The sequence below is a fragment of the Frankia gtarii genome, assembly GCF_025403375.1.
In the GTDB taxonomy this organism is placed as follows: Bacteria; Actinomycetota; Actinomycetes; order Frankiales; family Frankiaceae; genus Frankia; species Frankia gtarii.
Genome location: NZ_JAMPTM010000203.1, coordinates 1 through 12529, shown reverse-complemented (window position 1 = coordinate 12529; position 12529 = coordinate 1). Strand labels below are relative to the sequence as shown.

Below are 12529 nucleotides of genomic sequence, written 5' to 3'. Positions count from 1 at the left end.
GGCCATGGCGCTCGGCGTGGCGGGGGCCGGTGCCACGGTCGTCGCGGTGGCCCGCACGCCGGACGAGCTCGCCGAGACGGCGGCGCTGGCGCAGCCGGGCCGCGTCCACGTGCTGCCCTGGGACCTCGCGACACCCGACACCGCCGACGACCTCGTCGCCGGCGCGCAACGACTGGCCGGGCCGCTGCACGGCGTCGTGCACGCCGCCGGGATCCAGCACCGGGCGCCGGCCGTGAACTTCCCCGCCGATGCCTGGCAGCGCATCCTGACGGTCAACCTGAGCGCGCCGTTCTTCCTGAGCACCGCGGTGCACCGGGCGCAGGCGGCCCGCGGCGAGTCCGGCAGCCACGTGTTCATCGGGTCGTTGGCGAGCTCGATCGGGCTGCGCGACGTCGCCGCCTACGCCGCCAGCAAGGCCGGCCTGCTCGGCGTCGTGCGCGCCCTCGCGGTGGAGTGGGCGGCGAGCGGCGCCCGGGTCAACTGCGTCGCCCCCGGCTACATCCGCACGGCGCTGACCGAGGACCTGTTCGCCGACGCCGAGCGCGCCGCCTGGGTCGCCGGGCGCATCCCCATGGGCCGTCTCGGCGAACCCGCGGACCTCGCCGGCGCCGTCGTCTTCCTGCTCGCCGAGGCGTCGGCGTACATCACCGGACAACTGATCAACGTCGACGGAGGGTGGCTCGCCGGATGAGCGTGTCGGAGGATCACGGCGCCACGGCGTCGAGCACAACCGGAAACGTCACAGCCACGAACGTCACAGCCGCGAACGGGTCGGGGGCGGTCGGGCGCGCGACGTACGGGGTCGTGGGCGGCGGCATCATCGGGCTGGCCGTGGCCCGTGAGCTCGCGCTGCGCCATCCCGGCGCCGAGGTCGTCGTCGTCGAGAAGGAGCCACGGCTCGCGGCCCACCAGACCGGGCACAACAGCGGCGTCATCCACGCCGGGCTGTACTACCAGCCCGGCTCCCTCAAGGCGACGCTGTGCATCCGCGGCGGCGCGCTGCTGCGGAAGTTCAGCCAGCAGCACGGCATCGACTTCCAGGAGCTCGGCAAGCTCGTCGTCGCGACGAACGACGCCGAACTCGAACAGCTCGCGGTCATCGAGGACCGCGCCCGGCGCAACCAGGTACCCGACCTGGTGCGGCTCGATCGCGCCGGGATGACCGAGATCGAGCCGCACATCACCGGGATCGCCGCGCTGCACTCGCCGCACACGGCGGTCATCGACTACCGGGCGGTGTGCGAGGCGCTGGCGGCCGACCTCGCCGCGCGGGGCGGGCGGGTGCTGCTGTCCAGCCCCGTCACCGCCATCCGGGACGAGGGCGACCGGGTCGCCGTCACCGCCGGCGGGCAGACCCTGCGCGTCGACCGGCTCGTCGCCTGCGGCGGGCTGTCCAGCGACGCGCTGGCGGCCATGGTCGACGACCCGGGCGACGTGCGGATCATCCCGTTCCGCGGCGAGTATTACCACCTGCGCGAGGGCCTGCGCGACCGGGTGCGCGGCCTGGTCTACCCGGTGCCGGACCCGCGGTACCCGTTCCTCGGCGTGCACCTGACCCGCGACCTGACCGGCGGCGTCCACGTCGGCCCGAACGCCGTGCTCGCCCTCGCCCTGGAGGGCTACCGCTGGCGCGATGTCAACCCGCGCGACCTCGCCCGGGTGCTGACCTGGCCGGGGATGGCCCGGCTGGCCCGGGAGCACTGGCGCAACGGCCTGGCGGAGATGGCCGGCTCGCTGTCCCGGCGCCGCTTCGCCACCGCGGTGCGCCGCTACCTGCCGCAGGTGCAGGCCGGTGACCTCACCCGGGCGCCGGCCGGGGTACGGGCCCAGGCCGTGCGCCGCTCGGGCGAACTCGTCGACGACTTCGTGATCCGCACCAGCGGGCGGGTCACGGTGGTCCGCAACGCCCCGTCCCCGGCCGCCACGTCGTCGCTGGCGATCGCCGAGCACATCGTCGGTCAGCTCGTCGGCACCGCGGGCAGGCCCTGAGCGGTCGGTGACGATCCGCTGTCGTCCGGACGCGCGCCCCGCCCCGGTGCTTGGCAGGATGTCACCATGACCGGACACACCGCGGCACCGAACGCCCCCTCCGACGCGGCGGGCAGCACCGCGCACGTCCGGGGCGCCGCGCTCGCCTACACCGACGCCGGCGCGGGTCCCCTCGCCGTCTACGCCCACGGCGTCACCCAGAGCCGGGCGTCGGAGGCGGCGTCGGGCCTGTTCGGCTGGGCGCCCGTCGTCGCCGCGGGCCGGCGCCTGGTGGCCTACGACGCCCGGGGCCACGGGCAGTCCACCGGCGACCCGGTCCCGGCGCAGTACACCTGGCCGCAGCTCGCCGAGGACCTGCTCGCGCTGCTCGACCAGCTCGCCGGGGCTTCGCCGGTGGCCGGGATCGGTTCGTCGATGGGCACCGGCACGCTGCTGCACGCCGCCGTGGCCGCGCCGGGCCGCTTCGACCGGCTCGTGCTGACCGCTCCCCCGACCGCGTGGGCGTCGCGCCCGGCCCAGGCTGACCTCTACCGGCGGGGCGCCGACCTCGTGGAGACCCGCGGCCCGGGGCTGTTCGCCGAGCTCGCCGCCGCCGCGCCCGTGCCCCCGGTCTTCGCCGACCTACCCGGCTTCCCGCCGGCCCCCGACGTCACCGAGGAGCTCTTCCCGTCGGTCCTGCGCGGTGCCGCCGACTCCGATCTCCCCCCTGAGCGGGCGCTGGCCACCATCGACGTCCCGGTCCTGATCCTGGCCTGGGCCGGCGACCCGGGCCATCCGGTCGCCACCGCCGAACGGCTCGCCGCCCTCATCGACGGCGCCCAGCTCCAGGTCGCCGAGACCGGCGCGCAACTCGCCCGCTGGGGCACGCTCGCCGCGGACTTCCTCGCCCCGGGCCAGGCCGGCGGGGGCCGCGTCTGATCAGGCCCGGATCCCGCCGGCAGCCGGCGACGGCAGGCGGACCTGCCCGGCTACCGTGCCGCGGAGGGGACGCTCGCCGCGGCACGCAGCAGGTGCTCGGCATGGCGCAGGACCGGCGCGTCGACCATCCGCCCCTCGAAGGCGAACACGCCCACGCCCGCCTCGCCTGCCGCCGCCAGCACCCGGTGCGCCCAGGCCACCTCGTCCGCCGACGGCGCGAAGGCCGCCCGCACGACCGGGACCTGGGTGGGGTGGATGCAGGCCTTCAGGCCGAAGCCGCTGGCCGCGGCGTCGCGCGCCTCGATGGCCAGCCCATCGGAGTCCGCGATGTCCAGGTAGACGGCGTCGATCGCCTGGCGCCCGTGCGCACCGGCGGCGAGCAGGACGGCCGCGCGGGCGTATCGGGCGACGTCGCGGTAGCGTCCGTCGTCGAAGCGGCTCGACCGGCCGCCCAGCCCGGCGACGAGGTCCTCCGCGCCCCACATCAGGCCGACGACGTTCGCCGCCGCGGCCAGCTCCGGCGCCGCGAGCACTCCGCGGGCCGTCTCGCACAGCGCGATGACCGCGAAGCCGGCGAGCTGGGCGACCTGCGCCGCCGACTCCGCCTTCGCCAGCATGACCAGGCGCACGCCCGTCCCCGCCAGCGCCGCGAGGTCCGCGGCGAAGTCCGGGGTGCCGGCCGGGCTGACCCGCACGACGGTGCGGGCCGGGTCGAGGCCGGGCAGGGCCGCCACCAGCGCCTTCCGGGCCGCGGGCCGCGCCGGGGGCGCCACGCCGTCCTCCAGGTCGAGGATGACGAGGTCCGCGGCTGCCGCCGCCCGGGCGAAGCGGTCCGGCCGGTCCGCGGGGCAGAACAGCAGCGTCGTGCCCCCGAGCTCAGCCGACATCAGAACGCACCCCGTCCCGCTCAGCCGAGGCCGAACCTGGCGTTCCCGTGGGCCGCAGGAGCATCAGCGCCGAGCGGGTCGCGATGGCCACCACCACGCCGTCCTGGTTTCGTGCCGTGTGCTCGAACTCGACGACGCCCGTGTCCGGCCGGCTGCTCGACAGCCGCCGGCTGCGCACGACCGTCTCCGCGTAGAGGGTGTCGCCGACGAACACCGGCGCGGGGAAGCGCACCGCGCCGAAGCCGAGGTTCGCCACCGTCGTGCCCTGGGTCAGTTGCGCCACCGACAGGCCCACCAGCGTCGACAGCGTGAACAGGCTGTTGACCAGCCGCTGCCCGAACGGCTGCGTCGCGCTCCAGGCCTCGTCGAGGTGCAGAGCCTGCATGTTCATCGTCAGCGTCGTGAACAGGGTGTTGTCCGCCTCCCCCACCGTGCGGCCCGGCCGGTGCCGGTACACGACCCCCTCGGCCAGCTCGTCGTAGTAGAGCCCGCGCTGCTCGACGACGGGCCGGCCGTCCACCGTGGCCGCCATCAGCGGGCAACCGGCGTGACGGGCGGCCGACCGACGTGCGCCGTGCCGGCACGGGAAACCGAAGCGCGCATGACCACTCTCCTCTGGTCCAGGGCGAGCGCACGCGGCTTCACCTCGTCGACGACGATGCCCCGGCGCCCTGCCCACCGACCGGACCGCCGCGCCATCCCGGCCGGCGTCCGTATCCCCCAACGAAGACGGACCAGGGCAAGCTGAACGAACGCCCGCTCATCTGCCCGTCATGGGGAAGCCTAGCCGCAGGCGGGGCCAGACGACGCCGTGCGCGCGGCGGGCGTCGAGAAGGTGTCCAGGCCGATATCGGAGCCGGCGGTGAGGCGGCCGGCCGGACCCGCGGGCGCGGCGGTGAGGCGGCCGGCCGGACCGGCGGGCGCGCTGGCGCAGGGTCAGCGGGGGGCCAGGCGGATGGCGCCGTCGAGGCGGATCACCTCGCCGTTGAGCATCGGGTTGGCCACGATGTGCTCGACCAGGGCCGCGTACTCGTCCGGGTTGCCCAGCCGGCTCGGATGCGGGATCTGCCGGCCCAGCGACTCCCGGGCCTGCTCGGAGAGCCCGCCGAGCATCGGCGTCTGGAACAGGCCCGGCGCGATGGTGACCACCCGGATCGCCCGGTCGGCGAGGTCGCGGGCGATGGGCAGCGTCATGGCGGCGATGCCGCCCTTGGACGCCGAATAGGCGGCCTGCCCGATCTGCCCGTCGAAGGCTGCGACGGAGGCGGTGTTGACGATCACGCCGCGGTCGCCGTCGACCGGCTCGACCGTCGCGATCCGCTCGGCGGCGAGCCGGATGACGTTGAACGTTCCCACCAGGTTGACGTTGATCACCTTCGTGAAGGCCTCGAGCGGGAACACCCCGCCCCGCCCCAGGACCCGGATCGCGTTGCCGGTGCCGGCGCAGTTGACGACGACCCGCAGCGGGCCGAGGGCCTGGGCGGCGTCGAGGGCGGCGCCGACCTCGTCGGGCTGGGTGACGTCCGCCGCGACGAACCGGGCGTCGTCGCCGAGTTCCTTGGCCACGGCGTCCCCGGCCGAACTGGGCAGGTCGAGCAGCACGACTCGCGCCCCGGCCGCCAGCAGGCGCCGCGCCGTGGCGAGGCCGAGTCCGGACGCGCCGCCGGTCACCAGAGCAGTGCTGCCTGAGATGTCCATGCTTCGATCTCCTTCGCAGGTCGGAGTCAGTTCACGGGTCGGGGTCAGTTCACGAGCCGGGGTCAGAAGGCGGCGTAGCCGCCGTCGACCAGGATGCTGTCGCCGGTGTGGAAGGCCGACGCGGGCGAGGCGAGGTAGACGGCGATGCCGGCGAAGTCCTCGGGGCGGCCCCAGCGGCGCACGGGCATGCGCGGCAGCACCCGCTCGGTGAAGCGTTCGTCGTGCAGGCCCTGGTGGGTCATGGGCGAGTCCGTCCAGCCGGGCAGTATCGCGTTGGCCCGGATGTCGTGACGCGCCAGCTCCACCGCGGCCGCCCGGATCATCGCGGTCAGCCCGGCCTTGCTGGCGCCGTAGGAGTAGGCGCGGGCCTGCCCCTGCAGGACCGCGAGGCTGGCCGTGGCGATGAGGCTCCCCCCGTTGCCGAAGCGCACCATGGCGCGGGCCGCCTCGCGCAGGGTTACGAACGCCCCGTCGAGGTCGACTCGCGTCACCTCGCGGAACTCGGCGAGCGAGGTCTCCAGCAGCGGGTGGAAACGGGACGCGACGCCGGCGTTGACGAAGCAGGAGTCGAGCCGGCCGAGGGACGTGGCGACCTCGGCCATCGTGGCGACCACCTGGTCCTCGTCGCCGACGTCGCAGAGATGGCCGGTGGCCAGCCCGCCCGCCGCGGCGATGCGCGCGACGGCGGCAGCGTTCTTGGTCGGGTTGGTCCCCCAGACGCAGACGTGGGCGCCGGCGGCGGCCAGCCCGCCCGCGATGCCCAGCCCGATCCCGCCGTTGCCGCCGGTCACCACGCTGACGTGGCCGGTCAGGTCGAACGGACTGCGGGCCGCGGGCGCGTCTGCCGCCGCGGCACCGCCCGACGGCCGCCGACCCGACTCCCGCGCGATGCTCATCGCGGATCCGTCGCTCGCCGGTCTTGTGTTCGTCGCCGATCCGCCACTCGTCGCCGATCCCGCGCTCATCGCCGATCCCTCCTGTGCTGGAACCGCTTTCGGGCGCGGTGCCGACCCGACCGTAGGAGCACCACGGTATTTTAGTCAACCTTCGCGTCGGTCAAATAAACTCTTGACTGCGAGCCCCGCGATGGGGGACGGTCGGCTCAGTCCCGACGTGACCCGCGCCACGGCTCAACCCCCCGCGAACCGCCCGCCGGCGGGTGGTTCCCCCTGACCGCCGCGGCCTGCGGACCAGCCACGTACCCTCGCCGCGCCCACGGGCCGCGGACAGTTCCGACGGAGGTCGAGATGGACGAAAGCGCCAAGGGCAGAACCCTGGTGGAGGACGACCTCACGGTCTCCCCCGACGTACTGGCCGCGCTGGCCCGGGCCGTCGGCGGCCCCGCGGGGGCGGCGACGGCCACTCTCGTCCCCTACTTCGGCGCGTCGGTCGGCGGCGAGTCGACCGCGGTCGACGGCCTCGGCCTCGACCTGTCCCGCGCACTGCTCGCCGGCATCGACTACGACTGGCGCCGCCCCTTCGCCCCCGGCGAGCGGGTGCACGTGCGGGTCACCGTGGAGGACGTCTTCCGCAAGGGTGCCAACCAGTTCGGCCTGCTCGCCGCCGAGTTCACCGACGCCGCCGGCGACCTCGTGCAGCGCCAGACCGTCACCTTCATCGAGCGTGGGAGCAGCAAGTGACCCAGGACGACAGCGCGACCCCCGGCGGGAGTGCGACGCTCGGCGAGCGCACGCGCGGTCCCGTGACCCGCGTGCAGATCGCCCGCTACGCCGGCGCGGTGGGCGACTTCAACCCTGTCCACGTCGACGACGAGTTCGCCCGCGCCTCCGGCCTGCCCTCGGTGATCGCGCATGGCCCGCTCACCGTGACACTGGCGCTCGACGCCGTGGTCGAACAGCTCGGCCCCCAGGCCCTGCGCTCCGCCAAGGCCCGGCTGTCCGCGCCGGTCTTCCCCGGCGACGAGCTGACGGTGGTGCCCACCGCCGATGGCGTCGAGGTGCGCAAGGCCGACGGCACGGTGGCGGCGACGGTGCGCCTGGAGACGGTGCGCGTGGAGACGGGGACGCGCTGATGGGGCACGAGTACATCACCCTGGACGACGAGCCCCGCGGCGTGCGGGTGCTCACGTTGAACCGGCCGGACCGGATGAATTCCTGGAACGCGGCGATGCGCCAGGAGCTGCGCGACGCCGTCGAGGACACCGCGCTCGACCCGGGGGTGCGCGTCCTGATCATCACCGGCGCGGGGGGGCGGGCGTTCTCCGCCGGCGAGGACGTCAGCGGCATGGGCGACCTCACCGCGCTGGGCACCCGCGGGTTCCGCGCGCACGCCCGGCGCATCCACGACGTCTTCGACACGATCGAGGCGATGGAGATCCCGGTGATCGCCGCCGTCGACGGGGTGGCCGCGGGCGGCGGGTTCGAGCTCGCCCTGTCCTGCGACTTCCGGGTGGCCGGCGACAAGGCCCGGTTCGTCATGCCGGAGGCCAAGGTCGGCCTCATCCCCGGGTCGGGGGGCTGTTCGCGCCTCGTCACGTACGTAGGGCGGGGCCGGGCCAAGGAGCTGGTCATGCTCGGCGGCACGCTGCGTCCCGACGTCGCGTTGCAGATCGGCCTGGTCACCGAGGTCGTGCCGGCGGGGACGGCGCTCGACGCCGCCCGGGGGATGGCCGACCGGCTCGCCACGATGGCGCCGCTCGCCCTCGGGATGGCCAAGCTCGTGCTCAACACCTGCGGAGACGTCGACGGCGAGACCGGACGCCGGCTGGAACGCCTCGGCCAGAGTGTCCTCAAGACCACCGAGGACCACCGCGAGGGCGCCGCCGCGTTCATCGAGAAGCGGACCGCGCAATGGCAGGGGCGTTAGGCCAGGCCGTCGACCAGCGGTTCTGGAACCGGGCGACGCAGACCGCCGATCGGGAACGGCTCGACGCGCTGCACCTCGCCCGGATCCGCCACCTGGTCGGCTGGGCCTATGACAACTCCCCGCTGCACCGGCGAATCTACGACGCGGCGGGGGTGAAGCCCGCCGACATCCGGACCTGGGACGACTACCACCACCGGCTGCCGTTCACCGACAAGCCCGACTACGTCCGCGACCAGGAGAGCTCGGAGTCGGGGTTCGGCGGTCTGGCGCTCGGCCCGGAGCACTGGCAGCAGTACTTCCACACCACGGGCACCACGGGCCGGTTCCTGCACGAGGCGTTCAGCCAGTTCGAGATGCACAAGGCGGGCACCCAGCTCTGCTACGGCCTGTGGAGCCAGGGCGCCCGGCCGCGCGACTCGATCTACTTCTGCTTCGACTTCGGCATGTGGGTCGGGCTGTGGACCTACTACTGGGGGGCGCGCAACCTCGGCCTGACCATCGTCTCCGGCGGCGGTGCCACCGGGGAGCAGCGGGTCCGCCACATCCTCGAACGCCGCCCCGCCATCGTCTGCGCCACCCCCACCTACCTGCTGCACCTGGCCGAGATCGCCGAGCGCGAGGGCCTCGACCTGCGCCGCGCCGGGGTGCGGATCCTGGCCGGCGGCGGCGAGGCCGGGCTGTCGGTGCCACGTATCCGGGAGCGGCTCGCCGAGGCCTGGGGCGTCGAGCGCATCCACGATGCCTACGGCATCGGCGAGGCACTGTTCATCGGCCAGTCGTGCGACGTGTGGGCCGGCGGGGTGCACGCGATCGAGGATGTCTGCCATTCGTACTCGGCGGACCCCGACTCCGGCGAGCCGGTCACCGACACCGGCGGGGTCGGCGAGCACGTCATCACCAGCTACACCCACCTCGTGCAGCCGTTCATCAAGTACCGCACGCACGATCTCGTCCGCATCGACGACCGTCCCGACCACGGCTGCGGGTGGACGTGGAAGCACTTCCCGGGCGTCGTGCTCGGCCGCTCCGACTTCATGGTCACCATCCGCGGAGTCAACGTGTACCCGACCGCGGTGGAGAACCTGATCAGCGAGGTCCCGGGGCTGACGCACCACTACGAGCTGCACCTGTCCCGCCGCGACGGCATGGACCGGATGCTGGTCCGCGCCGAGGCCGCGGCGGGGGTCGGCGAGGCCGCCGACCTGGCCGCGCGGCTGTCCGCGCACCTGCGCGACCACCTCGGCGTGCGATTGGAGACCGAGATCGTCCACGCCGGGACGCTGCCGCGCTACGAGCTGAAGACCAGACGGATCTTCGACGCCCGCGAGCCGGGCGCACGAGCCGCCACCACCCGAGAAGGGCGCTGAACTATGGCCGGCGTGGCACAGGGCGGCGTGGCACAGGGAACACGGACCCGCCCGGATCTCGACCCACTCCCGTCCCCCGAGCCGGAGCTGGGTACCGGACCGGAGCCGGGAACGGGGGTTGGGTCGGGGCTGGGCGTCGACGTCGAGCGGCAGCGCGCCCGCCTGCTCGCGTTACACGCCCACCTAGCCCAGGAGCGGGAGGCAGCCCTGTCGCCGGCGATCGAGCGGGCGCTGGAGACGGCCCAGATGTACCTGTTCCTCGCGCTGGGTTACGTCGGCCACACCGACGAGCTGTTCCCCGACGAACTCCAGATCCCCGCCGAGATCCAGGCTGCTCCGGCCGCCTTCCCGTCGACCGATGCGACCGAAGCGACCGAAGCCGGGGGAATCCAGTCATGACAGCTGCGGACCACAGCGATCGCGTGCACGAGGACCTGAGCGTGCACGAGGACCTGAGCGTGTACGTGTTACCCGGGCGGGCGAGCGACCCCGCCCGCGCCCTGCGGGAGGCGCGCGACGCCGAGCGGGCCGGCTTCGGCGCGGTCTACGTCAGCGAGCGGCTCGACCTCAAGGAGGCCGGGGTCGTCTGCGGGGCACTCGCCGCGACGACCGAGCGGTGCCGCGTCGGGACCGCCGTGATCCATCAGGGCACCCGCCATCCCCTCACCATCGCCGCGCTGGCGGCGACCGCGCACACGTTGAGCGGCGGCCGGTTCGTCCTCGGGCTCGGCCGAGGGCTGGGGGCGCTGGCGCCCTCGCTCGGCGTTCCGCCGCCGACGCTGCGCGGCCTGGAGCACCTGGTCGGCGTGCTGCGGCGGCTGTGGACGGGCGAGGCGATCCGGGAGGAGGGGGCGGCGGGGTCGTTCCGCGGGATGCGCTTCTCCGACCTGCCCCCCGACGGCCCGCCGCCGGTCGTCCTCGGCACCATCGGCCCACGCGGGCTCGACCTCGCCGGGCGGGCGTTCGACGGGGTCATCCTGCACCCGTTCCTCACCGTCGACGCGGTGGCCGCGTCGGTGACGGCGGTACGCGGCGCCGCGGAGCGGGCCGGACGCGACCCCGCGTCGGTCCGGGTCATCACCACCCTCGTCGCCGCGCCCGACCTGTCCCCCGACCGGGCGGATCTCGCGGTGCGGGCACGGGCGGTCAGCTACTTCCAGGTCCGCGGCCTCGGGGAGCTGCTGGTCGAGCGCAACGGCTGGGACCCGGCGGTGCTCGACCGGCTGCGCGCCCATCCCACCCTGACCGGGCGCGGCATCGCGGACACCGCCGTCACCCGCGACCGGTTGGTGGACTCCGCCGAGCTGATCCCCGCGCAGTGGTTCGACACCGGCGCGGCGACCGGGTCGAGCGCCGCATGCGCGCAGCGGGCAATGGCCTACCGCGCGGCGGGCGCCGACGAGGTGCTGGTGCACGGCGCCTCCCCCGCAGAGGCCGCCGCCATGGCCGCCGCCTGGGGTGCCCTGCGCTCCCGTCCGGCCGCCGCACCCGCCTTCGCCGCCGCGGGCGGCGCGGCCGCCGGCTGACCCGTCCCGGCGAGGATCTACCCGTCCCGCGACGAGCAACCAGGCCCGCGACGAGCAACCAGGCCCGCTCGGAGCGGGCCAGGCCCGCCCGGAGCCAACTCAGGCCCGCTCGGAGCCAACCAGGCCCACGAGGAGCACAGACAGGAGTCGCAGGCATGCAACGCACGCTCTTCGAGGCCGAGCACGAGGAGTTCCGCGAGCTGGTGCGGACCTTCGTCACCAAGGAATGCCAACCGCACCACGAGGAGTGGGAGCGGGCCGGCATCGTCGACCGCTCCGCCTGGCGCCGGGCCGGCGAGATGGGCCTGCTGGGGCTCACCGTGCCCGAGCAGTACGGCGGCGCCGGGCTGAGCGACCCCCGCTACGACGTGATCGTCACCGAGGAGCTGGCGTTCGGCGGTATCACCGGACTCGGGCTGTCGCTGCACAACGAGCTGCTCGCCCCCTACCTGGTCGGCCTGACCACCGACGAGCAGAAGGCGCGTTGGCTGCCCGGCTACTGCTCCGGCGAGACCGTCACCGCCATCGCGATGAGCGAGCCCGGCGCCGGCAGCGACCTGCGCGGCATCCGCACGACCGCCATCCGCGACGGCGACCACTTCGTCGTCAACGGCGCCAAGACCTTCATCAGCAACGGCCTGCTCGCCGACCTCGTGGTCGTGGCGGTCAAGACGGACCCGGGAGCCGGGCGGGGCTCGCTCAGCCTGCTCGCGGTGGAGCGCGCCACCCCCGGCTTCGCCCGGGGACGCAAGCTCGACAAGGTCGGCCTGCGCGCGCAGGACACCGCCGAGCTGTTCTTCAACGACGCCCGGGTGCCGGTGACGAACCTGCTCGGTGAGGAGCACCGCGGGCTGCACTACCTGATGCGCAACCTGGCGGCCGAGCGGCTGTCCATCGCCGTCGGCAGTGTCGCCAGCGCCCGGCGGGCCCAGGAGCTGACCAGGCAGTACGTGCGCAGCCGCACGGCGTTCGGCACCACGATCGGCAGCTTCCAGAACACCCGGTTCGTCCTGGCGGCCCTGCACGCGCGCACGCTCGCCGTCCAGGCGCTCGTGGACGGCTGCGTCCAGGCCAGGATCGCCGGCACCCTCACCCCCGAGGACGCCGCCGCGGCCAAGCTGCTCGCCACGGAGCTGGAGTTCGACGCGGTCGACGCCGGGGTCCAGCTCCACGGCGGCTACGGGTGGATGGAGGAGTACCCCATCGCCCGGATGTACCGCGACGTGCGGATCACCCGAATCTTCGGCGGCAGCAGCGAGATCATGAAGGAGGTCGTGGGCCGCGCACTGCGACTCGACGACCCCACCGCCCCCTGAGC

Annotated in this window: 14 protein-coding genes; 10 read left to right on the top strand and 4 right to left on the bottom strand. The window is 74.4% G+C overall.

The features are described from left to right. The 3 genes from NBZ83_RS23540 to NBZ83_RS23530 all read left to right on the top strand — a co-directional run. On the top strand, positions 1 to 691 hold a 691-nt coding region (locus tag NBZ83_RS23540; protein ID WP_261575806.1), incomplete at its 5' end, for an SDR family NAD(P)-dependent oxidoreductase. After that, positions 688 to 1989, top strand: a complete 1302-nt coding sequence (gene lhgD, locus NBZ83_RS23535) for an L-2-hydroxyglutarate dehydrogenase (protein ID WP_261575805.1) — start codon at positions 688 to 690, stop codon at positions 1987 to 1989. The genes NBZ83_RS23540 and lhgD, both read left to right, overlap by 4 nt. Before the next feature lie 66 nt (positions 1990 to 2055). Next, positions 2056 to 2907: an alpha/beta fold hydrolase gene (locus tag NBZ83_RS23530; protein WP_261575804.1), complete on the top strand. Its 852-nt coding sequence runs from the start codon at positions 2056 to 2058 to the stop codon at positions 2905 to 2907. A gap of 50 nt (positions 2908 to 2957) precedes the next feature. On the opposite strand, the gene NBZ83_RS23525 is transcribed toward NBZ83_RS23530, so the two are convergent. From NBZ83_RS23525 to NBZ83_RS23510, 4 genes are all read right to left on the bottom strand, one after another. After that, entirely contained in the window at positions 2958 to 3794 is an 837-nt protein-coding gene (locus NBZ83_RS23525; protein WP_261568170.1) for an HpcH/HpaI aldolase/citrate lyase family protein, read from the bottom strand. Then, positions 3784 to 4326 (bottom strand): MaoC family dehydratase, encoded by a 543-nt coding sequence (locus NBZ83_RS23520; protein WP_261568169.1) that lies wholly within the window; start codon positions 4324 to 4326, stop codon positions 3784 to 3786. The genes NBZ83_RS23525 and NBZ83_RS23520 overlap by 11 nt, the downstream gene beginning before the upstream one ends. Positions 4327 to 4730: 404 nt before the next feature. Beyond that, a complete protein-coding gene (locus NBZ83_RS23515; RefSeq protein ID WP_261568168.1) occupies positions 4731 to 5492 on the bottom strand; it encodes a 3-hydroxyacyl-CoA dehydrogenase in 762 nt (253 codons plus the stop codon). 62 nt (positions 5493 to 5554) lie between these two features. After that, positions 5555 to 6388, bottom strand: coding sequence for an SDR family NAD(P)-dependent oxidoreductase (locus NBZ83_RS23510; protein WP_261568167.1), 834 nt, complete (start codon positions 6386 to 6388; stop codon positions 5555 to 5557). 351 nt (positions 6389 to 6739) lie between these two features. Here NBZ83_RS23510 and NBZ83_RS23505 point away from each other — a divergent pair, with 351 nt between their 5' ends. From NBZ83_RS23505 to NBZ83_RS23475, 7 genes are all read left to right on the top strand, one after another. Further along, entirely contained in the window at positions 6740 to 7132 is a 393-nt protein-coding gene (locus NBZ83_RS23505) for an FAS1-like dehydratase domain-containing protein (protein ID WP_261568166.1), read from the top strand. Next, positions 7129 to 7524 carry a MaoC/PaaZ C-terminal domain-containing protein gene (locus NBZ83_RS23500; RefSeq protein WP_261575803.1) on the top strand — a complete coding sequence of 132 codons (396 nt, stop codon included), beginning with the start codon at positions 7129 to 7131 and terminating at the stop codon, positions 7522 to 7524. The genes NBZ83_RS23505 and NBZ83_RS23500 overlap by 4 nt, the downstream gene beginning before the upstream one ends. Then, positions 7524 to 8318, top strand: a complete 795-nt coding sequence (locus tag NBZ83_RS23495) for an enoyl-CoA hydratase/isomerase family protein (RefSeq protein WP_261575802.1) — start codon at positions 7524 to 7526, stop codon at positions 8316 to 8318. Before NBZ83_RS23500 ends, NBZ83_RS23495 begins: the two co-directional genes overlap by 1 nt. After that, the gene (locus tag NBZ83_RS23490; protein WP_261568163.1) at positions 8303 to 9685 is read left to right on the top strand and encodes a phenylacetate--CoA ligase family protein; all 1383 of its coding nucleotides are present in this window, start codon (positions 8303 to 8305) and stop codon (positions 9683 to 9685) included. The genes NBZ83_RS23495 and NBZ83_RS23490 overlap by 16 nt, the downstream gene beginning before the upstream one ends. A gap of 3 nt (positions 9686 to 9688) precedes the next feature. Next, positions 9689 to 10084 (top strand): hypothetical protein, encoded by a 396-nt coding sequence (locus NBZ83_RS23485; RefSeq protein ID WP_261568162.1) that lies wholly within the window; start codon positions 9689 to 9691, stop codon positions 10082 to 10084. Further along, positions 10081 to 11211 (top strand): TIGR03857 family LLM class F420-dependent oxidoreductase, encoded by a 1131-nt coding sequence (locus NBZ83_RS23480; protein WP_261568161.1) that lies wholly within the window; start codon positions 10081 to 10083, stop codon positions 11209 to 11211. Before NBZ83_RS23485 ends, NBZ83_RS23480 begins: the two co-directional genes overlap by 4 nt. Before the next feature lie 155 nt (positions 11212 to 11366). Further along, a complete protein-coding gene (locus NBZ83_RS23475) occupies positions 11367 to 12527 on the top strand; it encodes an acyl-CoA dehydrogenase family protein (protein WP_261568160.1) in 1161 nt (386 codons plus the stop codon). Positions 12528 to 12529 lie beyond the last annotated feature (2 nt).

Coding starts and splice junctions, on each gene's coding strand:
- NBZ83_RS23510 (WP_261568167.1), bottom strand. CDS start 6,388: ATGAGCATCGCGCGGGAGTCGGGTCGGCGGCCGTCGGGCGGTGCCGCG.
- NBZ83_RS23495 (WP_261575802.1), top strand. CDS start 7,524: ATGGGGCACGAGTACATCACCCTGGACGACGAGCCCCGCGGCGTGCGG.
- NBZ83_RS23485 (WP_261568162.1), top strand. CDS start 9,689: ATGGCCGGCGTGGCACAGGGCGGCGTGGCACAGGGAACACGGACCCGC.
- NBZ83_RS23520 (WP_261568169.1), bottom strand. CDS start 4,326: ATGGCGGCCACGGTGGACGGCCGGCCCGTCGTCGAGCAGCGCGGGCTC.
- NBZ83_RS23525 (WP_261568170.1), bottom strand. CDS start 3,794: ATGTCGGCTGAGCTCGGGGGCACGACGCTGCTGTTCTGCCCCGCGGAC.
- lhgD (WP_261575805.1), top strand. CDS start 688: ATGAGCGTGTCGGAGGATCACGGCGCCACGGCGTCGAGCACAACCGGA.
- NBZ83_RS23515 (WP_261568168.1), bottom strand. CDS start 5,492: ATGGACATCTCAGGCAGCACTGCTCTGGTGACCGGCGGCGCGTCCGGA.
- NBZ83_RS23530 (WP_261575804.1), top strand. CDS start 2,056: ATGACCGGACACACCGCGGCACCGAACGCCCCCTCCGACGCGGCGGGC.
- NBZ83_RS23505 (WP_261568166.1), top strand. CDS start 6,740: ATGGACGAAAGCGCCAAGGGCAGAACCCTGGTGGAGGACGACCTCACG.
- NBZ83_RS23490 (WP_261568163.1), top strand. CDS start 8,303: ATGGCAGGGGCGTTAGGCCAGGCCGTCGACCAGCGGTTCTGGAACCGG.
- NBZ83_RS23475 (WP_261568160.1), top strand. CDS start 11,367: ATGCAACGCACGCTCTTCGAGGCCGAGCACGAGGAGTTCCGCGAGCTG.
- NBZ83_RS23480 (WP_261568161.1), top strand. CDS start 10,081: ATGACAGCTGCGGACCACAGCGATCGCGTGCACGAGGACCTGAGCGTG.